General features: G+C 72.4%; 22 protein-coding genes. 6 read left to right on the top strand and 16 right to left on the bottom strand.

Translation table 11 applies throughout. The features are described 5' to 3' along the window. Window positions 1-349: 349 nt before the first annotated feature. Complete coding sequence (locus OG389_RS20970) at window positions 350-1453, bottom strand: sugar ABC transporter permease (protein WP_328300002.1); 1104 nt, start codon at window positions 1451-1453, stop codon at window positions 350-352. Between the two features lie 508 nt (window positions 1454-1961). After that, window positions 1962-3164: an MFS transporter gene (locus OG389_RS20965; RefSeq protein ID WP_328303956.1), complete on the bottom strand. Its 1203-nt coding sequence runs from the start codon at window positions 3162-3164 to the stop codon at window positions 1962-1964. 314 nt (window positions 3165-3478) lie between these two features. Between OG389_RS20965 and OG389_RS20960 the strand changes: the two genes are divergently transcribed. Next, window positions 3479-4306 (top strand): hypothetical protein, encoded by an 828-nt coding sequence (locus OG389_RS20960; RefSeq protein ID WP_328300001.1) that lies wholly within the window; start codon window positions 3479-3481, stop codon window positions 4304-4306. Between the two features lie 280 nt (window positions 4307-4586). Next, window positions 4587-5327, top strand: coding sequence for a sigma-70 family RNA polymerase sigma factor (locus OG389_RS20955; RefSeq protein ID WP_328300000.1), 741 nt, complete (start codon window positions 4587-4589; stop codon window positions 5325-5327). Window positions 5328-5426: 99 nt separating this feature from the next. Here OG389_RS20955 and OG389_RS20950 read toward each other — a convergent pair whose 3' ends face one another. Then, on the bottom strand, window positions 5427-5822 hold the full coding sequence (locus OG389_RS20950) for an SHOCT domain-containing protein (protein ID WP_328299999.1): 396 nt from the start codon (window positions 5820-5822) through the stop codon (window positions 5427-5429). 197 nt (window positions 5823-6019) lie between these two features. On the opposite strand from OG389_RS20950, the gene OG389_RS20945 reads away from it, so the two are divergent. Next, on the top strand, window positions 6020-6466 hold the full coding sequence (locus tag OG389_RS20945; protein ID WP_328299998.1) for a DoxX family membrane protein: 447 nt from the start codon (window positions 6020-6022) through the stop codon (window positions 6464-6466). 10 nt (window positions 6467-6476) lie between these two features. Here OG389_RS20945 and OG389_RS20940 read toward each other — a convergent pair whose 3' ends face one another. Next, window positions 6477-7076, bottom strand: coding sequence for an HD domain-containing protein (locus tag OG389_RS20940; RefSeq protein WP_328299997.1), 600 nt, complete (start codon window positions 7074-7076; stop codon window positions 6477-6479). 6 nt (window positions 7077-7082) lie between these two features. Further along, window positions 7083-8390: a cytosine deaminase gene (codA, locus tag OG389_RS20935; RefSeq protein ID WP_328299996.1), complete on the bottom strand. Its 1308-nt coding sequence runs from the start codon at window positions 8388-8390 to the stop codon at window positions 7083-7085. 107 nt (window positions 8391-8497) lie between these two features. On the opposite strand from codA, the gene OG389_RS20930 reads away from it, so the two are divergent. Together OG389_RS20930 and OG389_RS20925 are read left to right on the top strand one after the other, a co-directional pair. Next, the gene (locus OG389_RS20930; RefSeq protein WP_328299995.1) at window positions 8498-10306 is read left to right on the top strand and encodes a S9 family peptidase; all 1809 of its coding nucleotides are present in this window, start codon (window positions 8498-8500) and stop codon (window positions 10304-10306) included. 44 nt (window positions 10307-10350) lie between these two features. Then, a complete protein-coding gene (locus OG389_RS20925) occupies window positions 10351-11145 on the top strand; it encodes an SURF1 family protein (RefSeq protein ID WP_328299994.1) in 795 nt (264 codons plus the stop codon). A gap of 24 nt (window positions 11146-11169) precedes the next feature. On the opposite strand, the gene OG389_RS20920 is transcribed toward OG389_RS20925, so the two are convergent. The 7 genes from OG389_RS20920 to OG389_RS20890 all read right to left on the bottom strand — a co-directional run bounded on the left by OG389_RS20920 (window position 11170) and on the right by OG389_RS20890 (window position 17639). Beyond that, on the bottom strand, window positions 11170-12513 hold the full coding sequence (locus tag OG389_RS20920; protein ID WP_328299993.1) for a hypothetical protein: 1344 nt from the start codon (window positions 12511-12513) through the stop codon (window positions 11170-11172). Beyond that, window positions 12510-13244 (bottom strand): SigE family RNA polymerase sigma factor, encoded by a 735-nt coding sequence (locus OG389_RS20915; RefSeq protein WP_443059443.1) that lies wholly within the window; start codon window positions 13242-13244, stop codon window positions 12510-12512. The genes OG389_RS20920 and OG389_RS20915 overlap by 4 nt, the downstream gene beginning before the upstream one ends. A 202-nt stretch (window positions 13245-13446) precedes the next feature. After that, the gene (locus OG389_RS20910) at window positions 13447-14535 is read right to left on the bottom strand and encodes an aspartate-semialdehyde dehydrogenase (RefSeq protein ID WP_328299992.1); all 1089 of its coding nucleotides are present in this window, start codon (window positions 14533-14535) and stop codon (window positions 13447-13449) included. Then, the gene (locus OG389_RS20905) at window positions 14532-15806 is read right to left on the bottom strand and encodes an aspartate kinase (protein WP_328299991.1); all 1275 of its coding nucleotides are present in this window, start codon (window positions 15804-15806) and stop codon (window positions 14532-14534) included. The genes OG389_RS20910 and OG389_RS20905 overlap by 4 nt, the downstream gene beginning before the upstream one ends. Window positions 15807-15997: 191 nt before the next feature. Then, window positions 15998-16645: a DUF5063 domain-containing protein gene (locus OG389_RS20900; protein ID WP_328299990.1), complete on the bottom strand. Its 648-nt coding sequence runs from the start codon at window positions 16643-16645 to the stop codon at window positions 15998-16000. After that, window positions 16638-17237: a recombination mediator RecR gene (gene recR, locus OG389_RS20895; protein WP_328299989.1), complete on the bottom strand. Its 600-nt coding sequence runs from the start codon at window positions 17235-17237 to the stop codon at window positions 16638-16640. Before recR ends, OG389_RS20900 begins: the two co-directional genes overlap by 8 nt. 57 nt (window positions 17238-17294) lie before the next feature. Further along, the gene (locus OG389_RS20890; protein WP_328299988.1) at window positions 17295-17639 is read right to left on the bottom strand and encodes a YbaB/EbfC family nucleoid-associated protein; all 345 of its coding nucleotides are present in this window, start codon (window positions 17637-17639) and stop codon (window positions 17295-17297) included. Window positions 17640-17906: 267 nt separating this feature from the next. On the opposite strand from OG389_RS20890, the gene OG389_RS20885 reads away from it, so the two are divergent. Beyond that, window positions 17907-18632, top strand: a complete 726-nt coding sequence (locus tag OG389_RS20885; RefSeq protein WP_328299987.1) for an SLATT domain-containing protein — start codon at window positions 17907-17909, stop codon at window positions 18630-18632. Window positions 18633-18709: 77 nt separating this feature from the next. Here the strand turns inward: OG389_RS20885 and OG389_RS20880 are convergent, their stop codons facing one another. From OG389_RS20880 to OG389_RS20865, 4 genes are all read right to left on the bottom strand, one after another. Continuing rightward, window positions 18710-19360 carry a hypothetical protein gene (locus OG389_RS20880; protein ID WP_328299986.1) on the bottom strand — a complete coding sequence of 217 codons (651 nt, stop codon included), beginning with the start codon at window positions 19358-19360 and terminating at the stop codon, window positions 18710-18712. 119 nt (window positions 19361-19479) lie between these two features. Next, entirely contained in the window at window positions 19480-22029 is a 2550-nt protein-coding gene (locus OG389_RS20875; protein WP_328299985.1) for a glycosyltransferase 87 family protein, read from the bottom strand. Next, entirely contained in the window at window positions 22026-22706 is a 681-nt protein-coding gene (locus OG389_RS20870; protein WP_328299984.1) for a GntR family transcriptional regulator, read from the bottom strand. The genes OG389_RS20875 and OG389_RS20870 overlap by 4 nt, the downstream gene beginning before the upstream one ends. A 288-nt stretch (window positions 22707-22994) precedes the next feature. Continuing rightward, on the bottom strand, window positions 22995-24347 hold the full coding sequence (locus OG389_RS20865; protein ID WP_328299983.1) for an aspartate aminotransferase family protein: 1353 nt from the start codon (window positions 24345-24347) through the stop codon (window positions 22995-22997). Window positions 24348-24583: the final 236 nt, after the last annotated feature.

Here is a 24583-nt window from a genome sequence, read left to right as displayed (position 1 = left end):
AAGACTTCCGGGATCCCCCCGGGGAACGGCCGGGAGGGACGATGAGGAGGAGCGGGCACGTCAGAGACGTACGCGCCCTCTCGGGCCGGTCATCCGGACCCGTCACCTGTCAGCACCGCCCAGCCGGACGAATAGACGCCCGGGGAGCTCGGAGCATCCAGGACCGGGCGGTCAGTCACCCTTGCCGAGACTTCGCACGGCTTGCACGAGCGTAAGGACGACCACCACCCCCAGGCGATCGGCGGGCGCACCAGATCGCTACACACTCCCACTCGGCTAAGCGGCTAACGACCGTCCGTGGCTGGGCGGGTCGATGGGTGGGTCGATGGGTGGGTCGATGGGTGGGCGGTCAGGCGTCGCGTACGTCCACCAGGCCGGTCAGTTCGGCCAGTCCTAGCGCCAGGAAGAAGTCTCCCCACACCAGTTGGTGCCGGACGGCGATGGCTTTCTCCGCGTCGTAGCAGCCGTCGAGCAGTCTGCCCCGGGACAGGTGTACGTCGACCAGACCGTGCAGGATCGCGGTCGCGCGGTCTGCGTGGTGCGCGGACCTTGGGCCGGGGAGGCGGGCGAGCTTCAGCAGTGCGACGGCTGTGATGGCTGCGGCGGACGTGTCGCGGGGGCCGTCGGGGCGCGCGTCCACTGCCGGGGGAACCAGGGGCGGGCCCGTCCACGAGGCGGCCAGGCGCTCCGCCAGTGCCTCCGGGTGCCCCGACAGTCGGTGGGCTACAGCGGGTCGGTGCAGTACGTCGGCCAGCGCGAGCAGCAGCCAGGCCCGGCCCCGGCTCCAGCCTGGCGCCGGGTCCGCGCAGGCCCGCCATGCCCCCTCTTCGAAGGACCAGGCCGGCACGATGTCCTGACCGGCCCCCCACTCCCCGGCACCGGTGTACGGGGGCAGGCACAGGCTCAGGTGGCGCTGGAGGTGGGAGGCGGCCGCCGCGGCGCCCCGGGGTCCGGTGGTGGCGAGCAGGGGGATCGTGCCGGGCAGCCCGTCCACCCGGGCCAGCAGCCTCGGGCCGCCGAACGCCGATCCCCAGGGCAGCAGCCCGAGTTCCGCGTCCATCGCCGCCAGACAGGCTCCGGCCGACCGCGTACGCACGTCCCGCGCCCCCGTGTCACCGGCGGCCAGAGCGGTCCCGTACCAGAGGATCAGCCCGCGCGTGGAGGTGTCGGCATCCGCCCAGTCCGCCAGCCGGGCGGTGCATGCGGAGGCGGCGGCCCGGTCGTCTTCGGCGCCCGTGTGCCGGGCCCGCAACCAGAGCAGCCCCGCCCAGAAACCACCGGCCCACGAGCCCCGGCCGGTGGTCGTCCAACGCCCCGTGTCCGGGTCGGCGTACAGCGGGAACCGGCCCTCGACCTCGGCCGCGGTGGCGCCGACCCGCTCAAGGACGTCCGCGAGCGCCCGTACCGCCCATTCCGGCCCCCTCGTCCCACGACCACCGCTCACACGCGCCATACCCGTACCAGTCACGACAGCCCTCTCATCCACATCCTCATCCCACGACCACCGCTCCCGCCCAGCCACAGACGGTCGTCAGCCGCTAAGCCGAGCGAGAGTGTGTAGCGATCCGCTGCGCCCACCGACCGCCCGGGGCCCTGGGTCGTCCTTACGCTCGTGTTGGCTGTGCGAAGGTGCGGGAAGGGTGGCCGACCGCCCGCTCCTGGATGCTCCGATCGTCCCGGGCAGCCATCCGCTCTAGCTGGGCGGTCCTGACAGGTGACGGGTCTGGCTGACCGGCCGGAGAGGGCGCGTACGTCTCTGACGTGCCCGCTCCTCCCCATCCGTCCCTCCAGGCCATCCCCCGGGGGGATCCCGGAAGTCTTGTTGTTTTTCCGTGGTGGGACGGTCCGTCAAGGGTGGCCGAAGGCCATCGCGCAGCGACGCGACGACGAAGGAGGAGCGCCCTTGACGGACCGGCCCACCACGGAAGGACGCTCGACTACCGGGACGCCCCCCAGCCCCCTCAACGCCCCCGACCAACCCGCCGCTCCCGCACCGCCCAGGTCGTCGCGACAGCGCAGGCCGCCGCGAACTCGGCCGCCACCAGCAGCCAGCCCGGTCCGTACCGGCCGGTGTCCGCGAGGGGGCCGAAGAGGGACGGGCCGACGGCGAAGCCCGCGAAGAAGCCGGCCGACACCAGGGCGGAGTCCTGGCCGGCCCGGCCGGGGGCGGAGCGCTGCATCACCAGGACCATCGAGACGGCGTTGGCCGACACCGCGAACACCCCGACGGCCACCGCCCCCGCCCAGACCAGCGCGGGCACCGCGAGCGCCGCCGCCAGGAGCGCCGCCGCCCCCACCGCGCCGGCCGCCAGCCCTCCCGGCAGCCACTCGGCGCGCCCCGGCCGGGCCGCCTTCGCCCAGCCCACGCGTCCGCCGATGCCCGCGACACCGAGCACCGCGACCAGCGCTCCGGCCGCGGTGGGCCCCATGCCGAGCCGCTGCGCGCCGAAGAGGGCCACGTACGTATTGACGGAGGCGATGCCGCAACCGAGGAAAAGCGAGAACACCGCCAGCCAAGCGATGGTCCCGCGAGGAACCAGCGAAGCCCGAGTTGCTGCCGCCTTCCCCGCAGGACCCGCATGACCCGCAGGACCCCCATGACCCGCAGGACCCGCATGACCCGCATGACCCGCAAAGCCGGCAGGACCCCCAAGGTCCGCCGGCAGGGCGCGCAGCGCCCACACCGCTGCCAGCGCGGCGGTGGCGGCAGCCGTCCACACCGCCCCGCGCCAGCCGATCCCGCCGGCCAGCGCCGTGAGCGGCAGCCCGGCCGCGAAGGCTCCGACCTGGACGCCCGACTGCTTCATGCCGGTCACCGGCCCGCGCCGGGCGGGGGCCACGGCGGCGAGGATCGCCTTGTTGGTCGCCGGATTGGCCAGGGCCTGCGGTATCCCGCCCAGCGCGACGGCGGCGAGGAGGAACCCGGGACCGGGCGCGGCACCGATCAGCGCGAGGGTCACCGCGGACACCGACAGCAGGAGTACGAGGGACCGCCGCGGCCCCATCCGGTCCACCAGCCGGCCGCCGACGGGCGACAGCACGGCCGCCGTACCGAACCCGACCGTGGTGGTCCAGCCGAGTGCGGTGGGCGAGACGCCCAACTCCTCCACCAGGCGCGGGCCGAGCGCGCCGAAGAGGAAGAGCTGGAGCATCGAGAAAGCCATGGCGCTGGTCAGCAGCACCGTCAACCGGCCGTCAGTCCCCGGCCCGCCGGCGTCGGCGGGCGCCACCGCCGCGTCCCGCGCCGAAGCGTTCGGTTCCCCCACCGCTCGCACGCTCCGTTGCCCCACCGCTCGTACGCTCCGATCCGCTACTGCCCGGCACTTCGGTCCGGGACAGGAGTCGGACGGACGAACACCCGGGTTCCCGGGGCTCGTTGTGGCGTGAGCCACACTCCGGCGCGGCCTTCCCCCGGCCCGATGAGAAATCCTGATGCCCTCTGTCGCCTCCGCCGGGCCGGTGCAACGATGACCCCGCCATGACTACGGGTCGATGTTGCCGCGCGGTACGGGCTGCGATGTTCGCGGCCACCTGTGTGCTGCTCTCGTCCCTCGGGCACGTCCTCATGTCGGGAACCGCCGTCCCCTGGTGGACGATGGCGGCGGCGTTCGCCGCCACCTCCGCGACCGGATGGCTCCTCGCCGGAAGGGAACGCGGCCTGGCGGCCATCACCTCCGCGACCGTCGCCTCACAGATCGCCCTGCACAGCGGGTTCTCGCTGGCCCAAGCCGTGGCGGCACGCCCATCGGCACCCGGCACCTCCTCATTGGTCTCGCCGGGATCCCTGGCCTCGCCGGGATCCCTGGCCTCGCTGGGCTCCCTGGCCCGTCGCTGGGTCCAGTACCTGCTCTGCGCCCCACCCGCGCTCCTCCCGCAGCCCGCACCGCCCCCGGACACGGGCGGCCACACCCAACACGTCATGCACGCCGCGCACGCGGTGGCCAGCGCCACGACGGCCGTGCCGACGGCGACGGCGACCGGGCACCCCATGGGCTCGATGGGCCCCATGGGCTCGATGGCGTCCATGGGCTCCATGTCCCCCCTGGGCATGCTCGCCGGTCACCTCCTCGCCGCCCTGGTCTGCGGCCTCTGGCTCGCGTACGGCGAACGCGGCGCCTTCCGCGTCCTGCGCGCCGTCGCCGCTCTGCTCCTCGTACCGCTCCGGCTGATCCTCCGCCTCCCCGCGCCCGCGCACCGGCCCCGCATCCGCTTCCCACAGGAGCACCGGGTCCGGACGCCGCTCAGGCTGCTGCTCGCCGACGCCCTCACCTCACGGGGTCCGCCTCACGGGACCGCTGTCATCTGACAGCCGGCTTCCCGACGCGCGACGGGCCCACCGCCCCGCACCGCGCCTCGGGCATCGGCCGTGCCGCCCGGCAGGCCGTAACCCGTTCACCGGCTCAGCCGTGCCCACAGCACCTCGCGTCCGCCCAGTCCCGGCAGCCCTGGCCCTCAGCAGGCGCAGCATCCCCGGGACCCTCAGGCCTCCTCCGGGACCAGGCCTCCCGGGACTCCCGGGACTCCCGGCAGACGCAGAGTCCCCGCCGTGCGGCACCGCTCCCGGATTCCCCTAAGGACCTCAGGCGATGACCCCTGCCCTGCTCACCCTCGCGACAGGCACCACCCCTACCCCTACCCCCACGCGCCACTCCGCCGGCCCCGACGAGGCCGTCACCCTCCTCGCCCTGGCCGCGCGCGACGGGGACCCCGACGCGGTGGATCAGTTCGTACGCGCCCTGCACCGTGACGTCCGCCGCTACGTCGCCTACCTCAGCGCCGACCCGCAGTCCGCCGAGGACCTCACCCAGGAGACGTTCCTGCGCGCCCTGGGCAGCCTCCACCGCTTCGAGGGCCGCTCCTCCGCCCGCACCTGGCTGCTCTCCATCGCCCGGCGCACCGTCGTGGACAGCCTGCGCCACAAGGCGGCCCGCCCACGGATCGCCGACAGAGACGACTGGCAGAGCGCCGCCGAGCAGAGCCAGCCGCGCGATGTGCCCGGATTCGAGGACGGGGTCGCGCTCTCGGAGCTCCTGGCGGCCATCCCCGCCGAGCGCCGGGAGGTCTTCGTCCTCACCCAGTTGTTGGGACTGCCGTACGCGGAGGCGGCGATCATGCTCGGCTGCCCGATAGGCACCGTCCGCTCCCGCGTGGCCCGGGCCCGCTCCTCCCTGATCGACCTGCTCACGGACGCCGACGCGGTTCCCGGCACCCGTACAGGCAACGGCACCCGTCCCGGCTCCGCCTCTGCCTCCGCCTCTGCCTCCGTGCTCCGCACCCCGGCCCCCGGCCCGTCGACGCCGCCGCTCATGGCCGCGGCCGCGGCCTGACGCACCACTCCCCACCGCGCACGCCAGGGCGCGCGGTGGGGAGTGGTGGCGATGGTGCGGTGGGGAGGGGGATGGAGAGGCGGGGAGTGACCCTCAGGTTCAGGTCAGCAGCTTCTGCTTGGCCTGGTCGAACTCCTCCTGGGTCAGGTCGCCCTTCTCCTTGAGGGAAGACAGCTTCGCGAGCTCCTCCGCCGGGCTGTGGTGGGTACCACCGCCCGCCGCCTTCTGGACGTAGTCCTGGAAGGCCTTCTCGTTCTCCTGCGCCTGTTTCAGATCCCGCTTGCCCATGCCGTGGCCGCGGACGATCAGGTAGACGAGTACGCCGATGTACGGCAGCAGGAGGACCAGGATCAGCCACCCCGCCTTGCCCCAGCCGTGCAGGTCGTGGTCCCGGAAGATGTCGGTGATCACCTTGAACAGCAGGAAGAACCACATGACCCACAGGAAGAGCCAGAGCATCGTCCAGAACAGGTTGAGGAGCGGATAGTCGTCCACGCGTCACTCCGATCACATAAGGGACATATCCATTCATAGCCCCGGAACGAGTGATCCGCATTCGGAGTAGGCGGCCCCCTGGCCCCGCAGGGCCCCGGCACGCACGGGAGCGCCCCTTCCGCCGACCCCTTGCCACGCCGACCCCCTTCCCTCGAAACTGACACATCGTCAGATCATTGCGAGGGAAGGAACCGGGGATGCACACCATCTGGCTCGGCGGGCCCGAATGGGTCGCCGTTCTGCGGATCGGGCTCGGGCTGTGGTGGCTGGAGAGCTGGCGGCACAAGGACAAGAAGGACTGGTTCGGCGGAGGCGGCATCCGCTGGGCCGCTGGCGTTGCCGAGAAACACCGCTGGGGGTTCGTCACGCGCGGCTTCGACGTCGTCGTGAAGCCCTATCCCCGGTTCATGGCCTACCTCGTCGCCTACGCCGAACTGGCCCTGGGGCTCGGCCTCATCGCCGGCTTCCTGACCCCGATAGCCCTGATCGCCGGGCTGGTGCTCAACCTGGTCTACCTGGTGCTGATGATCCACGACTGGGGCGAGCAGGGGCAGAACCTGATGATGGCCCTGATCTCCGGGGTCGCCTTCTTCACCATGGCCTGGCAGGCCTGGTCCCTGGACAACGCGCTGGGGCTCTTCTGATCCCGCTCCCTCAGACCTGCCGGTCGAGCGGGTTCGCCGCGATACGGTCCTTCGCGCCGCTCGCCACATAGGCCGCCGCCGCACACTGCGGCTTGCGCGCGGCCTGGTCCGAGACCAGCGCGAAGAAGGCGTCGCCGAAGCCCAGCCGCGGGTACTCCGCGAGCAGCGCGGCCGTGAACACGGGGTCGGCGTCACCGACGCCGACCCCGGAGACGTCCGCGGTCGTCCCGACCTGGAGCAGGTGGCTCTCCACGTCCTCGGCCGCCGTGACGTCGTCACGCATGTGCTGGACGATGATCTTCTCGGCGCGCGCCCGCCGCTCCGGCGGCCAGCCCAGGCCCGCCGTCAGGACACGGGCCACATGACCGCCCGCCTCCTCGAAGGGCAGGGTGTGGCTGTCGAAGGGCGCGGTCAGTCCGAGATCGTGCACCAGCGCGCTGACGTAGAAGAGTTCGCGGTCGTACGAGAGCCCGTGCCGGTCCGCGTACTCGGCCCCGAAGGCGTACGAGCGGACGGAGTGGTTCAGCAGCGCCGCGTCCGCGTACTCGGAGGCGATCTCCAGTGCGGCCCGGCCGGACGGAGTGTCAAGAGTCCATGTCACGAAGGTCATGACAGGTCAGCGTAGGCGGAGCCGGAAGTCCACCTCCGAGGAACCCTGATCCCCCGGCCACGCCAGCAACCGGGCCGGAGCCGCCGGGGTTTCGGCGAGGACGGTGCCGCGCGAGACCACGTAGCGCGGGCGGACCTGGCGGCGGACGGCCTCGGTGGGCGAGTCGGCCGGTAGCAGCACGAAGGAGGCCGGGTTGCCCTGGCGGACCCCGTACTCCGAGGGCGAGAGGCCGAGGACGCGGGCCGCGCGCTCCGTCACCATCTCGAAGGCCACCGGGATCTCGTCCGCTCCCGTGAGCTGGGCGGCGTAGATCCCCACGAGGGCGGTCTGCAGCGGGTTGCCGGTGCCGAGCGCGTTCCAGGGGTCCATGACGTCGTCGTGTCCGAAGGCCACGTTCACCCCCGCGGCCAGCATCTCCTTGACCTGGGTGAGTCCGCGCCGCTTGGGATAGGCGTCGAACCGGCCCTGCAGGTTGAGGTTGGCGAAGGGGTTCGAGACGAGGTTGATCCCGGAACGCGACAGCAGCCGCTGAAGTTTGAAGCTGTACGCGCCACCGTAGGAACCCATCGCCGTCGTGTGCGAGGCCGTCACGCGCCCGCGCAGCCCCGAGCGCAGGGCGAGGGCGGCCAGCACCTCCACGAACCGGGACTGCTCGTCGTCGATCTCGTCGCAGTGCGCGTCCACGCGCAGCCCGTGCTCCTCGGCCAGCCTGAAGGCGGCGGACAGCGAGGCCACCCCGTCCTCGCGGGTGTCCTCGAAGTGCGGGATCGCACCGACGACGTCGGCCCCGCGCCGGACCGCCTCGCGCAGCAGCGCCTCGCCGCCGGGGAAGGAGACGATGCCCTCCTGCGGGAAGGCGACGATCTGCAGGGTCATGACGTCACGGACCCGGTCACGCACCTCCAGCAGCCCGTCGAGCGCCATCAGCGCCGGATCGGTGACGTCGCAGTGCGTGCGTACGTGCAGGACGCCCTGCGCCGCCTGCCAGCGCAGCACCTCGGTGGCCCGCGCGATCACGTCCTCGCGGGTCAGGGTCTTCTTGCGCTCGCTCCAGCAGGCGATGCCCTCCCAGAGGGTCCCCGAGGCGTTCGGACGCGGGTCGCCGGCCGTCAGGGCGGTGTCGAGGTGGATGTGGGGCTCGACGAAGGGGGCGCTGAGCAGCCCTCCGCGGGCCTCGATCAGCACCCCCGTCGCCGGCGGTTCCTTCTGGTCGTCGTACGGGAGCACGCGCGCGATCCGCCCGTCCTCCGCGACCTCGACGTCGTGCAGGCCTTCGCTGTGCAGCAGCCGGGCGCCCCGGACGATCATCCGCATGGCGCCAGCCTACGCACGCCGCCCCGGATCGGCCCGGGCCCCGCGCCCGTGGCCCGGGCTCCGCCCGGCCCGGGCCGCCGGGTGACGCGATCGGGTTACATGGGGGCATGACTGACGCCACCGCTGAGACCGACGCCACCGTGCCCGACTGGGAGAAGCGCTTCCGGGCGCCTCGCGTGGGACTGCCCGAATGGGCCGAGGACGCGCCCGACCGCTCGCTCTTCGTCTCCAACGCGACCGGGACCTACGAGCTCTACGCCTGGGACCGCGCCACCGGCACACAGCGGCAGGCCACCGACCGCCCCAACGGCACCACCGACGGCACACTCTCCCCCGACGGCGAGTGGATCTGGTGGTTCTCCGACACGGACGGCGACGAGTTCGGCACCTGGGTCCGCCAGCCCTTCGCCGGCGGCCCCGACGAGCCGGCCACACCCGGGCTGGAGGCCTCGTACCCCGCCGGACTGGCCATCGGCCGCGACGGTACGACCGTCGTGGGGCGCTCCACCGACGAGGACGGGACCACCATCCACGTCGTACGGCCCGACGGGACGGCGCCCGCCGTCGTCTACCGGCACCGCGAGTCGGCCGGCGTCGGCGACCTGTCCCGCGACGGGACCCTGCTCGCCGTCGAGCACACCGAGCACGGCGACGCGATGCACTCGGCCCTGCGTGTCATCACGCTGGACGGCACGGCCGTCGCCGAGCTGGACGACTCCAAGGGCGGCACCGAGGACCTGGGCCTCATGGTGCTCGGCTTCGCACCCGTCCCGGGAGACACCCGGCTGCTGGTCGGCCACCAGCGGCGCGGCCGGTGGGAGCCGATGGTCTGGGACGTGGCCGCGGGCACCGAGGAGGGCCTGGCCGTCGACCTGCCGGGCGACGTGGGCGCCGAGTGGTACCCCGACGGGTCCGCGCTGCTGATCGAGCACAGCTTCGAGGCGCGCAGCGAGCTGCTGCGGTACGACCTGGCCGCGCGGACCCTCGTACGGCTGGACACTCCTCCGGGGACGGTGTCGGGCGCGACGGCGCGGCCCGACGGCTCGGTGGAGTACCAGTGGTCCTCCGCGGCCGAGCCCTCGGTGGTGCGGTCGACCGCGGGCGGGGTCGTGCTCGACCCTCCCGGCTTCCGGCCGCCCGGCTCCGTACCGGTCGAGGACGTGTGGGTGGAAGGTCCCGGCGGGCGGATCCACGCCCTCGCGCAGCGGCCCGCGGGCCACGGCGACGGCCCCTTCCCGACGGTCTTCGAGATCCACGGCGGGCCCACCTGGCACGACAGCGACGCCTTCGCCGCGACCCCGGCGGCCTGGCTCGACCACGGCTTCGCGGTCGTGCGGGTCAACTACCGCGGCTCCACCGGCTACGGCCGCGAGTGGACCGACGCCCTCAAGCACCGGGTCGGCCTGATCGAGCTGGAGGACATCGACGCCGTACGGCACTGGGCGGTGGACTCCGGCCTCGCCGACCCGGCACGCCTCGTGCTGTCCGGTGGCTCCTGGGGCGGCTACCTGACCCTGCTGGGCCTCGGCACGCAGCCGGACGCCTGGGCGGTGGGGTTGGCGGCCGTACCGGTCGCCGACTACGTGACGGCGTACCACGACGAGATGGAGGCGCTGAAGTCCCTGGACCGCACCCTCTTCGGCGGTACGCCCGAGGAGGTTCCCGAGCGCTTCGAGGTCTCCTCGCCGCTCACGTACGTGGACGCGGTGAAGGCGCCCGTCCACATCGCCGCGGGCCTCAACGACCCGCGCTGCCCGATCCGGCAGATCGAGAACTACGTGGACCGGCTGGCGGAGCGCGGCGCGGAGCACGAGGTGTACCGGTACGACGCCGGGCACGGCTCGCTCGTCGTGGAGGAGCGGATCAAGCAGGTCCGGATGGAGCTCGACTTCGCGCTGAAGCACCTGCCGCGATAGCCCCCGGCCCCGGCGAACCGGTGCGCCCCCCGTACGGTGGTGGGGTGCACCGGTTTCTCCTGACCCCGCGCTGGTGGGGGATCAACGTCTTCGTCGCGCTCGGCGTTCCCTTCTGCCTGTTCATGGGGACCTGGCAGCTCGGCCGGTTCGAGGACCGCGTCGACAGCCACAAGGAGGCCACGGGCGCGCGCCCCGCCGACCGGGCGGCCGCGCCGCTGGACTCGCTCCTCCCGGTGGACAAGAACACCTCCGGACGGCTCGCCTCCGTCTCCGGGGAGTACGCCGACCAGATGCTCGTCCCCGAGCGGCGGCTCGACGGGAAATCCGGCTTCTACGTTCTGACCCTGCTGCGCACCGACAGCGGCAGGGCCGTCCCCGTGGTCCGGGGCTGGCTGCCGGGCACCGCCGACGCGGGCCGGGCTCCGGCCGCCCCGGCGGGGCGGGTCGAGGTCACGGGGGCCCTGCAGGCCTCGGAGAACTCCAGCAGCAAGGGCGTCTACTCCTCGGGCGGACTCCCGGCCGGGCAGCTCGGCGTCATCGGGGCCGCCTCGCTCGTCAACATCGTGCCGTACGGCGTGTACGACGCCTGGCTGACCGTGCAGACCCCCGCCGACGGCCTGACGCCGGTCCCGGCGCAGGCTCCGGTCAACACCGGGCTCGACCTCAAGGCCTTCCAGAACCTCGGCTACACCGGCGAGTGGTTCGTCTTCGCCGCGTTCGTGCTCTTCATGTGGGTCCGGCTCTACCGGCGCGAGGTGGAGACCCTGCGCGACGCGGAGGCCGGGCTGCTCACCGGGGAACCAGCGGCCGCCGCGCCGGCCGGAGCCGGGCCGGCCTGAGCCGGACCGGGTTTCCCGCGGACCCTACGGCCTCGCGTCCGACACCGGGATGACCCCGGTCCGGTAGACCGTTCCGCCGCACGCGTCGGGGATCGTCGTCTGCGTGGTCGGGCCGCCCGGCAGCGTCGTATCGGCCGTGTGGGACACCGACACGCCCTCCGGCACCGGTGCCTGGGGGTTCGTCCCGGGCTCCGGGCCCTTCGCCGCGTCCCCGTCCGTGCCCGTTCCGGTACCCGGATCGGTGTTCGGGGCGCCCGCTTCGCCCGCCGGCGGGTTCACTCCGTTGGAAGCGCCCGAGCCCGGACAGCCCTCCGCCGACGGCACCCACGCGAAGCGGACCTCGTACGCCGCGTTCGGCGCGAGCACCATCAGCGGGGCCTCCATCGACGGGTCGGGCAGCAGCCCGGTCGCCGGATCGCCCGTGGTGTGGCCTACGACGGCCACCGCCGGGCCGGCCTTGCCGGGGTCGGAACCCGCCGCCGGGGCCGCGGTCACGGTGTCCGGACCGAGGACGGTGCAGCCCCGCACCGAGACGTTGGTGACCCGGAAACTGCCGTAGACCTTGCCGTCGGCCGTCGGGGGCTGCGCACTGCCCAGCACCCCGAGCTGGGTGGCACTGCAGGCGGGCACGCCCGGAGCCGCCGGCGGGGGCAGCAGACCGCCGCCGGGGAGCCTGGTGACGCCGGGCCGGGGGGAGACGGCCGCCCCGGGCGGTGCGACGTCGGGGACGGTGATGCCCGGGAAGCCGGTGCCGGGCGGGGTCGGCGCGGACCCTGTGGCGCCGGCCGTGCTCTGGCCCTTGCCCGGGGACTTGCTGGGCTTCGGTTTGGTGGAGCCGTTCTGGTGCGGGTTGGAGAGCCCGCCCTTCTGGTCCTTGCCCTGCTGGCCGTGGCCCGCCATGGTCGAGTGGTCGTCGGCGCTGCCCCCGCCCGCGGCCAGGTGCACGGCCGCCGGGACCGAGGTGCCCACCAGCACCGCGGCCGCCACCGAGGCGAGGAGGACCCGCCGGTTGCGGACCCGGCGCGCGGGGACGGCGTACCGCAGTCGCTCCAGCGCGTCGCCGGAGGGTTCGATCCCCCCGACCACGCCGTGGAGCAGATCGCGGAGCACCTGCTCCTCCCCGACGGGCCCGGTGGCGGCGGCGGGGCTTTCGGTGCCTGCTGTGTCGGCGGCGGAGGCAGCGGCGGTGCCGGAGCTGCCGGCCTCGGCGCCGGGTGCGGAGCGCAGCAGCTGGCGCAGGGCCTCCTGGCCCTCGCCCGCGGATGCGCGCGTCAGGCCGTGCAGCCCGCGGTCCGTTCCCGGGGCTCCGCCTCTGAGGCTCCGGAGCAGCTGCTCCTCGCCCTCACTCTTCTTGCGGTCCTCGTTCATGACTGCGCAGCCTCCATCGACACCCGCAGTGCTGCTATGCCCCGCGATCCGTACGCCTTGACCGAACCGAGTGATATGCCGAGGGTCTCGGCGACCTGGACTTCCGTCATGTCCGCGAAGTAGCGCAGCACCAGTACCTCGCGCTGGCGACGCTGGAGTCCGCGCATCGACTTGATGAGATCGTCCCGTTCGAGCAGGTCGTACGCGCCTTCCTCGGCGCTCGCCATGTCCGGCATCGGCTTCGACAGGAGCTTCAGGCCGAGGATGCGGCGGCGCAGGGCGGAGCGCGAGAGATTGACGACGGTCTGGCGCAGATAGGCCAGGGTCTTGTCCCGGTCGCGGACCCTGTTGCGGGCCGAGTGGACCCGGATGAAGGCCTCCTGGACCACGTCCTCGCAGGAGGCGGTGTCGTCGAGGAGGAGTGCGGCGAGCCCGAGGAGCGAGCGGTAGTGCGCCTGGTAGGTCTCGGTGAGGTGGTCGACGGTGGTCCCCGCGACGACTTCGGGCACCGCGGCCGTCGCGGCCGTCGCGGCCGTCGCGGTGTCGCTGGTCCCCTCCGCGCTGTCCCGGGGCCCCGGGACGCGGCCCTCGCGGGCGGGCGTACGGGCGCCCGCGACGGCGGGGAGCGCGGGAGCTCCCGGCGTCGTGGCGGCCGGCGGCACGGGAACGATCACCGGGTAGCCGCCGGGCGTGCGGGAGCGCAGGCGCGACGGGATTGTCCCGGTGCGCACCGAAATGACGGGGAAGTCCAGCAATGCTTCTGCCACGCCAGTTGGACACGCGTCACCCCGTCAGGGTTGTACGCGCGAGGCAGACTCATCGGCGTGGTTCCCATTGCCCTCATGCATAGCCGTTCGCCACGGTGGCCGCGTCGTACGACAGCGGGCGTCGGGCATCACCTTGATCAGGTCGATCACGGGATCACTGATGATCCTACAAAGTGAAAAGGCTAAATTCAGCCGCGATGAGCTCCGCGGTTCGTGTGGCGTTCAGCGCGGCGCCCTGCCGGAGGTTGTCCGCGCAGACGAAGAACTCCAGGGAACACGGGTCGTCCAGCGAAGCCCGCACCCGCCCCACCCAGGCCGGATCCGTTCCCGCGGCGTCCGAAGGGGTCGGGAACTCGCCCGCGGCCGGGTCGTCCACGAGGACCACCCCGGGCGCGGAATCCAGGATCTCCCGGGCGTGCGCGGCCTCGACCTCGCGCTCGAACCGGGCCCGTACGGTCAGGGAGTGCCCGATCAGTACGGGTACCTGTACGCAGGTCACCGAGACCGGCAGCTCCGCGAGGTCCAGGATGCGGCGGGTCTGCGCCCGTACGGCCAGCTCGTGCGAGGACCAGCCGTCCTCGCGCAGCTCACCGGACCACGGCACGACATTGAGCGCGAGCGGAGCCGCGAAGGGGCCGGTGTCCTCGCCCACGGCACGGCGTACGTCCCCGGGGAGCTCCCCCAGGGATGTGCCGGCGACCAGAGCCAGCTGGCGGCGCAGCGATTCCGAGCCGGCCCGCCCCGACCCGCTCGCGGCCTGGTACGAGGAGACGGCGAGCTCGGCCAGCGCGTACTCGGCGTGCAGCGCGCCGAGCGCCGCGATCATCGCGGCGGTCACGCAGTCCGGGCCGGCGACGATTCCGCGCGGCCGGATCCGGGCGGTGTGCGCGTTCACCTCGGGCACCACGATCGGTACCCCGGGGTCCTCCCGGAACGCCGCGGACTGGTCCACCACGACGGCACCGCGCGCGGTGACGACGGGAGCCCACCGGGCCGAGACCTCGGCCGGGGTCAGGAAGAGCGCGATGTCCCCCTCGCCGAGGCCGTCGAAGGCGTCTTCGGTGAGGGCGAGCACCTCGGTCTCCTCACCGCGCACGGTCAGCCTTCGGCCGGCCGAGCGCGACGAGGCGATCAGGCGTACGGGGCCCCAGACGTCCGCCCGCTGGGACAGGATCTGGAGCACCACGGAGCCGACCGCTCCGGTCGCCCCGACCACCGCGAGTGCCGGCGGCGGGGTCGACCGGGTGGCGGTCATCGTCCGGTGCCTCCGTAGACGACGGCTTCGTCGCTGTCGGAGTCGAGGCCGAAGGCCGTGTGCACGGCGCGGACGGCCTCGTTGACGTCGTCCTGGCGGGTCACGACCGAGATGCGGATCTCCGAGGTGGAGATCAGCTCGATGTTGACGCCCGCGTCGGACAGCGCCTGGAAGAACGAGGCCGTGACGCCCGGGTTGGTCTTCATGCCCGCGCCGACCAGGGAGATCTTGCCGATCTGGTCGTCGTAGCGCAGGGACTCGAAGCCGATGGTGCCCTTCGCCTTCTCCAGGGCGTCGATGGCCTTGTGGCCCTCGGCCTTGGGGAGGGTGAAGGAGATGTCCGTCAGGCCAGTGGAGGCGGCGGACACGTTCTGCACGATCATGTCGATGTTGATCTCGGCGTCCGCGATGGCGCGGAAGATCGCCGCGGCCTCGCCCGGCTTGTCCGGGACGCCGACGACCGTGATCTTGGCTTCGGAGACGTCGTGGGCGACTCCGGAGATGATGGCGTGCTCCACCGGCTCGTCTCCTTGCGGATTCTCGTTGCTGACCCAGGTGCCCGGCAGTCCCGAGAAGGACGAGCGGACGTGGATCGGAATGTTGTAGCGGCGCGCGTACTCGACGCAGCGGTGCAGCAGCACCTTGGAACCGGAGGCCGCGAGCTCCAGCATGTCCTCGGAGGAGATCCAGTCGATCTTCTGCGCCTTCTTCACGACGCGGGGGTCCGCGGTGAAGACGCCGTCGACGTCGGTGTAGATCTCGCAGACCTCGGCGTCCAGCGCCGCGGCGAGCGCGACGGCGGTCGTGTCCGAGCCGCCGCGGCCGAGGGTGGTGATGTCCTTGCTGTCCGCGGACACGCCCTGGAAGCCGGCGACGATGGCGATGTTGCCCTCGTCCAGCGCGGTGCGGATACGGCCCGGCGTGACATCGATGATGCGCGCTTTGTTGTGGACCGAGTCGGTGATGACGCCTGCCTGGCTACCGGTGAACGACTGGGCCTCGTGGCCCAGGTTTTTGATCGCCATGGCCAGCAGGGCCATGGAGATCCGCTCCCCGGCGGTCAGCAGCATGTCGAATTCGCGGCCGGCAGGCATCGGGGACACCTGCTCCGCGAGATCGATCAGCTCGTCCGTCGTGTCGCCCATCGCGGAAACCACGACGACCACTTGGTGGCCGTTCTTCTTGGCGTCCACGATTCGCTTGGCGACACGCTTGATGCCCTCGGCATCGGCTACGGAGGAGCCTCCGTACTTCTGCACGACAAGGCCCACGTGCGCTCCTCGCTCAATCCGTCTCATTGCTGGTGCAGTCTAACGAGCGACCGGGATACGACCGCCTCGTACCACATCATGAGACGAAAGGATCAAAGAACCGGTTGCCCCGCCGGAGGCATCAGTTCCGGGTCGCCACCTCCGGGACACCGCCTGTGCGACACCGCCTCCGGGTCGCCGCCTCCGGGACGTCACCTCCGGCCGAGACCGCCCAGCTCCTCCGCCATGACCTGCCCGGCCTGCTCCGCGAGCTCGTCCTCCGCCAGGTCCTCGTCCGTGTCCAGCCCGTCCAGGGCCGCCAGCGGCTGGTCCAGGCGTACGTGGGCGACCAGCGACTGCAGGGCGCGCAGCGTGGCCGACGCCGTCGGACCCCAGTTGGTGAAGTAGGAGAACTGCCACCACCACAGGGCTTCGGTGACCCGGTCGGACTGGTAGTGGATGAGCCCGTGCCGCAGGTCCGCGACCACGTCGGCCAGGTCGTCGGAGATCCGGTGCGCGACCGGGGGCTTGCGCGGCTCGTAGGGGTCGAAGACCTCCGAGTAGACGTCGACCGGCTCCAGCATCACCGCGAAGCGCTCGCGCAGGTCGTCCACGTCCGGCTCAGGGCCCAGGTCGGGCTCGTAGCGCTCGTCGGGCAGGACGTCCTGGTACGCGCCCAGCCGGCCGCCCGCCAGCAGCAGCTGGGACACCTCCAGGAGGAGGAAGGGCACGGCGCTGTCCGGGTCCTCGCCCTTGGCCACCTCGGTGACCGCGACGATGAAGGACTCGATCTGGTCGGAGATCTGGACGGCGAAGTCGTCCGGATCCTGTCCCAGGGCGTGCAGCGTTGCGTCAGACATCGAGAAGTCGCCTTCCTTCAAAGGCCCGCCCCAGCGTGACCTCGTCCGCGTACTCCAGATCTCCCCCGACGGGGAGCCCGCTGGCCAGGCGGGTGACCTTCAGGCCCATGGGCTTGATCATGCGGGCGAGGTAGGTGGCGGTCGCCTCGCCCTCCAGGTTCGGGTCGGTCGCGAGGATCAGCTCGGTGACCGCGCCGTCGGCGAGCCGCGCCAGCAGCTCCCGGATGCGCAGATCGTCCGGTCCGACGCCCTCGATCGGGCTGATCGCGCCGCCGAGGACGTGGTACCGGCCCCGGAACTCACGGGTCCGCTCGATCGCGACGACGTCCTTCGACTCCTCGACCACACAGATGACCGTGAGATCGCGGCGCGGGTCGCGGCAGATGTTGCACCGCTCCTCCTGCGCCACGTTCCCGCACACCGCGCAGAACCGGACCTTGTCCTTGACCTCGAGCAGCGTGTGCGCGAGGCGGCGGACGTCGGTGGGCTCGGCCTGCAGGATGTGGAAGGCGATCCGCTGCGCGCTCTTGGGCCCGACGCCGGGCAGCCTGCCCAGTTCGTCGATCAGGTCCTGGACCACGCCTTCGTACAACGGACTGCCTTCTTTCGGTTTTCGGAGGGAGAGCGGGGAGTAGGGGGTGCGCAGGTACTAGAACGGGAGGCCGGGGATGCCGCTGCCGCCGCCCAGGCCCTGCGCCAGCGGACCCAGCTTCTGCTGCTGAAGCGCCTGCGCATTCTCGTTGGCCGCCTGGACCGCCGCGACGACCAGGTCGGCGAGCGTCTCCGTGTCCTCGGGGTCCACGGCCTTCGGGTCGATCACCAGCGCGCGCAGTTCACCGGAACCGGTGACGGTCGCCTTGACCAGACCGCCGCCGGCCTGGCCCTCGACCTCGGTCCGCGCCAGCTCCTCCTGCGCCACGGCGAGGTCCTGCTGCATCTTCTGGGCCTGCTGGAGCAGCTGCTGCATGTTGGGCTGACCACCACCGGGAATCACAGGTCACTCACTCCGTAGCGTCGGGCCAAGCGCCGGGCGGCTTGGTCAATCCGAGCCTACGTGCTCCCCGGGCCCCGCGCCCTACGCCGTGAGGACCAACTCTTTCGAGTGAGAGATGAGGCGTACGCGTACCTGCTGGAGCCCTCCTTGCGGGCGGAAATCCGGGGAATCGTTGCCCATCGCGTCCCATTCGAAGGTAGGAAGAGCATGCGCACCATTGCGCACACGCGCACCACCACACGTCAGCGCAGGCAGAGGGAGTGCCGGGTGAGTCAGCCGGAGATGCAGCCCGAGGGGCCACCCCGGGATCCCGCTGAGGACGGCGACCTCACCGGCCTGCCGTTCCCTCTCGGGGACTGGGGCGAGCCCGCCGAGCGGCTCGACGAGCTCTACCGGCGGGTCGAGGCAGACGCGCTGCGCACCGCCGAGTGGTACCTGTCCGACCGGGCGTGGAAGCGCCGGGGCGCCCGGATCCTGCGGGTCGGGGCCGCCGTGGGCGCGGTCACGGGCGCCGCGATGCCCCTGCTGGAACTGACCGGCTCGGTGTCCGGGGCGACCTCGTACGGCTACCTCGCGCTGCTCCTGGGAGCGGCCTGCCTGGCCGGCGACCGGTTCTTCGGCCTGACCTCGGGCTGGATGCGGGACGTGGCGACGGCACAGGCCGTGCAGCGGCGGCTGCAGACCCTGCAGTTCGACTGGGCCACCGAGAACGTCCGGGAGATCCTGGGCCCGACGGAGGGCACCGCGAGCGAGGCCGCTGAGCGATGTCTTACCGTGCTGCGGCGCTTCTCGGAGGACGTGACGGAGCTCGTGCGCTCCGAGACCGCGGAGTGGATGGTCGAGTTCAGCTCGGGCCCCGCACCGCTGGTCATGCAGTCCCTGGGCGCGGGCGGGGCGCGCTCGGACGCGTACGTCCCGCCGACCCGCTTCCCCCTCCCGCCGGGCACCCGCCCGAACATGCCGCGCCAGAGACCCCCGGAACAGCCGCGCTGACGGGTGGGGCCGTTCCGCGCGGCGGAACCGGCCCCACCCGCATCCGGTGCGACCCGGACCGGCCGCGTGCGGACCGGTCAGCTGAAGATGATCATCGAGCCCTGGCCGAGGCTCCGGGTCGCCGCCGCGTGCAGGCCCAGCCATACGTGCCGCTCCCGCGCGAACGGGCTGTCGTCGTACGGAATCGGCCCGGCCGGCTCCTCCAGCGACGTCGGCCGCCCCGGCGGCGCGGGCGCCGTCGGGGGATTCCCGGGATCTATCCCGATCGCGGGAGCCACCACCGCCAGCTCGCGCAGCAGCCCCTGCGCCGAGCCCAGCGGCCCGCCGCCGGCCAGCAGCTCCTCGTTGGCCAGCGGCGCCGCGAAGTCCACGGGAACGTACGCCCCCGCGTGGTCGTAGTGCCACACGAGGTGCGACTGCTGCGCCGTCGGCTCGAACATCTCCAGCAGCTGCTCGTAGTCCCCGCCCAGCTCGTCCACCGGGGTCACCGGCAGCCCGCAGATCTGGAGGAGGTACGCCCGCCGCAGGAAGTGCAGGGCGTCATAGTCGAAACCGGCTACCGGGGCGACGTCCCCGGACAGCCCCGGCATGTACGCGAACACCGGCACGGACGGCAGTCCGGCCTCGCCCAGCGCCTTGTCGTACGAGGCGATCTCTTCCGCGAAGGGATTGTCGGGGCTGTGGCACAGCACGTCGACAAGGGGGACCAGCCACAGGTCACAGGCCACTCGGCCTCCGATCAGTCGTTGCCGCCGATCGGGCCAGCGTAGTGCGCCGGACACGCTCCGCGAAGAGGTGAGCAGAACCTGCGCCCGGGCCCGCGGCGCGACAACGGTTCCGGGAAGACCTACAACTGCCCCGGTCCCACCCTCCAGACCCACGCGTCCAGCACCTTCTCCGGCGGCCGGCCGAGCAGTCCAGTGATCAGTTGCCGCAGCTCGGTGTCCCGGTCCTGGACCGGCAGCACGATCGCGCCCGCCTTCCAGTACTCCAGGTCCTGGCGGGCCTGCACCTGCCAGGCCGGGGTGATCTCGGGCGGCTGCGCACCGTAGCGGACGTCGCGCAGGAGGTTCGACAGGTTGCGCGGGGTGGCTCCGTAGATGCCCATGCGGTCCGGTCCCCACGGGCCGTTGAAGTAGCCGCCGGCCAGCCGGAAGCCGAAGTCCGCCTCGACCTGCCAGTGCAGCGCGTCCGCCTGGCCAGGGTCCGGCAGCGGTACCGGAACGAGTGTCTCCCCGTCCTTGACGTAGTCCTTCCAGGACCCCGAGGTGATGAAGGCGGGCACCGGCGCGCGGTCCCGTACGGTCAGCGGCAGCGGCAGGACCGGGATCAGCGCGGCCGCCGCCCCCAGCAGGCCCAGCGTGCGCAGCTCGCGCGTGCGCAGCCCGGCGATCCGGTCGAGCGCGAGGGCGAGCAGGATGCCCAGGACGGGGGCGCACACCATCGCCACGCGCCCCTCGATCACCGACTCGAAGAGCGGCAGCTTGATGATCAGGCGCCAGGGGCCCGGCAGCACGACCCCGGTGCGAGGGACGGGTACCCACGGCCCGAGGGACAGCAGGAGCGCCACGAAGCCGGTGACCGCGAGGGCCCGTACCGCCCTGTCCCGCCACAGCCACACGCACACGGCGACGGCGACGGCCAGCAGGGGCCAGCCGTAGAAGGCGTTCTGCTCGGTGGTGTTCAGGGAGAGCCGCCCGGCCGTCTCCGGGTCTCCGAAGAGGGAACGGGAGGCGTACTCGATCAGGGCGCGCGGGCTGTTCCCGGCGTTGTCCCCGTGCAGGACCGAGTGGTAGCTCTGCGGGCCGGAGAACTGCCAGTACAGCGGGACGATCAGCAGCGGCAGGCACACCGAGAGGGCCACGGCCACGCCCGTGCCCAGCGGTCGCGCGGCCGCGAGGGCGCGGCGGCGGTCGACGAGCAGGCAGGCGAGGGAGAAGACCAGCATGCCGAGCGCGGCGATGAGCAGCGGCTCCTCGCCGATGAAGATCTGGTACGCCGCGAAGAGCCCGAGCAGGACCCCGTCACGGGTCACGCTGTGGTCCCTGCGGTGCGGGCCGCACAGGCGCAGGGTCCGGTCGATGATCAGCGGGATCATGAAGAGGACGACGAAGTTCGGGTGGCCGTTGGCGTGCGAGACCATCGGCGGCGCGAAGGCGGCGAGCGCCCCGCCCGCGGCCGCGGCCCAGCGGGAGCGCACGAAGTGCCGGCGGATCAGCCAGTACCAGGTCCAGGCGCTGGCGGCCATGCCGAGCGTGAGCACCAGCGCGAAGGTGACCGTCTCGCCGAAGAGGAGCGTGATGGGGATGAGCGGCACGTTCAGGCCGAGCATCGTGGCGTTGGCCATCAGGTTCACGCCGTCGGGCATGCCCTGGGCGAAGGTGAAGAGCGGATTGCGGAGGTGGGTGATGTTGTCGGTGGTGACGCCGACGAACCACTCCCACTGGTTCTGGTCCTGGAGCGCGTCCGCGAGGTAGCTGCCGTCGAGGTCCGCCCACAGCCCGTGGAAGACGTAGAAGGAGAGCGCGAGGAAGACGGCTGCGACCGCGAGGCCGCCGGCGTTCAGGCGCAGCAGCTCGCCGAGGGCCTGGCGGCGGTCGGTCCGCGGCGCCGGGGCCTTCGGCACGGCACGGCCCACCGGGATCTCGGCCACGTGCCAGCCCTGGCGGCGGACCCAGCGCAGCACCTCGGCGTCGATGGCCGGGCCGTCGAGGGTGGAGGCGGCGAAGGCGGCGCGGGCGCGGTCGCCGTCGAACAGGGCGAAGCCGCAGGTGTCGGCGCGGAAGCCGGGGATTCCGGGTATGCCGAGGGCGCGGACCAGGCGGTTTCCGGAGCGGCCCAGGACCGCGGCCTGGGCCGGCCCCTGGTTCACGCCCGCGCCCGCGCTCGCACCCGTGTGCTCCCCCGCGTCCGCGTCCTCGTCCAGGAGCTCCTGCAGGCGGGCCAGCTCGTCGAGCGGCGTCGTGAGGGCGGCATCGGTGAGCAGTACCCGGTCGCCCGCCGAGGCGAGCACCCCCGCGCGCAGCGCCGCGCCCTTGCCCCGGTGGCCTTCGGCGGGGCGGACCAGGCGGATCCGGGGCTCGGCCGCGGCGGCGGCCGGGGCCGCCCCCGCGGCCGGACCGTCGGCGGCGGCCGGACCGTCGTCGGCGGCGACCACGAGGAGTTCCCAGTCGCCGGGCCCGGTGCCGCTGTGCGCGTCGAGGTGGTCGCGCAGGGCGGTGAGGGTGTCCTGCGGGACGGGACCGGGGACGACCACGGAGAGGCCGACGGCGCCGAGCCATCGCGCACCGGCCGGGGCCGCCCCGTCCTCGCCCGCGCCGCGCACGCCGTACGCATCACGCACTGCGGCAACGTCGTTCGTGCCGCGCACGTCGTTCACGCTGTTCTCCCCGCTCACGTGCGCGCCGCCTTCAGGCCCGCGGCCCAGTCCAGACCGTGCTGGTTGTACGCGTGCACGAGGCGTCGTACCTCCTCGGCGTCCGCGCGGGTCACCGCGTCGATCAGTTCGTTGTGGCCGGCCCACAGGCTGCTGCGCAGGTGCGGCTCCGCCTTCAGGTAGGGCACGGCGAACACCCAGCACTGCACTCGGATGCGGTGCAGGAATTCGGAGATGTACGTGTTGCCGACCAGCCCGCTCAGCTCCCTCCAGAAGCGCAGGTCGTAGCCGATCAGCACTTCGAGCGAGCCGTTCAGCGCCGTCCTGCGCGCCTCCTCCGCCCGGCGGCGAACCGAGACCAGCCGCTCGCCGGTGCCGGGAGCGGTGCCGCGTTCGACGAGTCGGCGGAAGATTCCTTCCACGATCAACGTACGAGCCTCGATCATGCCCCGGAAATCGTCCACGGAGAAGACTCGGACGCGGAAGCCGCGGTGCTGGACGGAGTCGAGCAGGCCCTGTGCGGAGAGGTCGACGAGGGCCTCGCGGACGGGGGTCGCGGAGACTTCGTACTGCTCGGCGATCTGTTTGACGGTGAACTCGGTCCCGGCGGGCAGACGCCCCGCGAGCACCTCGTCACGCAGCGCGTCCGCGATCTGCTGGCGAAGTGTGTTGCGGGTGACAGCGCCGCTGCCTGTCATAGGGGTCCGTCTCCATCTGTGGGCTTCGGACACCTTAGGCCAGGCAGGACGGCCGAAACCGTTCGGTTTGTGGCCGCTATATGGATTTAGCGCCCGTTATCCGGACGGCCGAGGGCTCATTTCTTGATCGCCAGATCCTGCGCGGGGCCCTCCCGGGGCCCCCGCGCAGGATCGTTCCCGCTGTTCAGCAGGGGTGTGGACGGATTCCCCCGGGGCCGGAGCCGGGAGCGGGTGGACCGGATGCGGGGCGGGACCCAGGACGCGGACCCGGGGCCCGACCCAGGAGTTTCAGGCCGAAACGTGCTTGTCCGCGACGGTCAGGGCATCGTCCAGCAGGGCCAGGCCCTCCTTCGCGTCCGCCTCCGTGATGTTGCACGGCGGGACGACGTGGGTGCGGTTCATGTTGACGAACGGCCACAGCCCGGACGCCTTGCAGGCGGCGGCGAACTCGGCCATCGGCGCATTGTCCGCGCCGGCGGCGTTGTACGGGACGAGCGGCTCGCGCGTCTCCTTGTCCCGTACGAGTTCCAGCGCCCAGAAGGCGCCCAGACCGCGCACCTCCCCGACCGAGGGGTGGCGCTCCGCGAGCTCGGCGAGGGCCGGGCCGATCACGTTCTCGCCGAGGTGGGCGGCGTGCTCGACGATGCCCTCCTCCTCCATCGCGGTGATCGTCGCGACGGCGGCCGCGCAGGCGAGGGGGTGACCGGAGTAGGTCAGCCCGCCCGGGTAGGGGCGCGTGGCGAAGGTCTCCGCGATCGCGGCGGAGATCGCGACGCCGCCGAGCGGGACGTAGCCGCTGTTGACGCCCTTGGCGAAGGTGATCAGGTCGGGGGTGACGTCCCAGTGCTCGGCGGCGAACCACTTGCCGGTCCGGCCGAATCCCGACATGACCTCGTCCAGGATGAAGACGATGCCGTAACGGTCGCAGAGCTCGCGCACGCCGGCCAGGTAGCCGGGGGGCGGGGTCATGATCCCGGCCGTGCCGGGGACGGACTCCAGGATGATCGCGGCGATCGTCGCGGGGCCCTCGAAGGCGATCGTGTCGGCGAGGTGGGTGAGGGCGCGTTCGCACTCCTCGGCCTCGGTGGTCGCGTGGAACGGCGAGCGGTAGAGGAACGGTCCCCAGAAGTGCACGACGCCCGCGGCGGCCTGGTCGGAGGGCCAGCGGCGCGGGTCGCCGGTCAGGTTGATCGCGGCCGCGGTGGCGCCGTGGTAGGAGCGGTAGGTGGACATCACCTTCTGCCGGCCGGTGTGCAGCCGGGCCATGCGGACGGCGTTCTCCACGGCTTCGGCTCCGCCGTTGGTGAAGAAGATCTTGTCGAGGTCGCCGGGGGTCCGCTGCGCGATGAGGCGTGCGGCCTCGGAGCGGACGTCGACGGCGAAACCGGGGGCCAGGGTGCAGAGCGTGGCCGCCTGCTCCTGGATGGCGGCGACGACCTTGGGGTGCTGGTGACCGATGTTGGTGTTGACCAGCTGGGAGGCGAAGTCGAGGTAGCGCCTGCCGTCGTAGTCCCAGAAGTGCGACCCCTCGGCTTTGGCCACGGCGAGCGGGTCGATCAGGGCCTGTGCGGACCAGGAGTGGAAGACGTGAGCGCGGTCGGCAGCCTTGACGGAGGCGCCCGAGGTGACGTGAGGGGTCATGCCGCCACCGTAGAAGTGCGCAGGTGGGGTGGGATATCGGCGGTCTGTATGCGGGTGGGGGGCGGGTCTCGGCAGTCTGTATGGGGGGCGGCCCGGCACGGCCCGCACAAGGCTGGACCGCATTACTCGAGAATGATTGACAGCAGGCTGTCACTCTGCCAGTCTACTGTCATAGGGCACATCAATCCCGATGACGGGGACGGATCGAGGGACCCCGGTCGCGGGCCCCGGTCGCG

The sequence above is a fragment of the Streptomyces sp. NBC_00435 genome (assembly GCF_036014235.1).
Taxonomy (GTDB): domain Bacteria; phylum Actinomycetota; class Actinomycetes; order Streptomycetales; family Streptomycetaceae; genus Streptomyces.
This window is presented reverse-complemented; position numbering and strand designations above follow the sequence as displayed.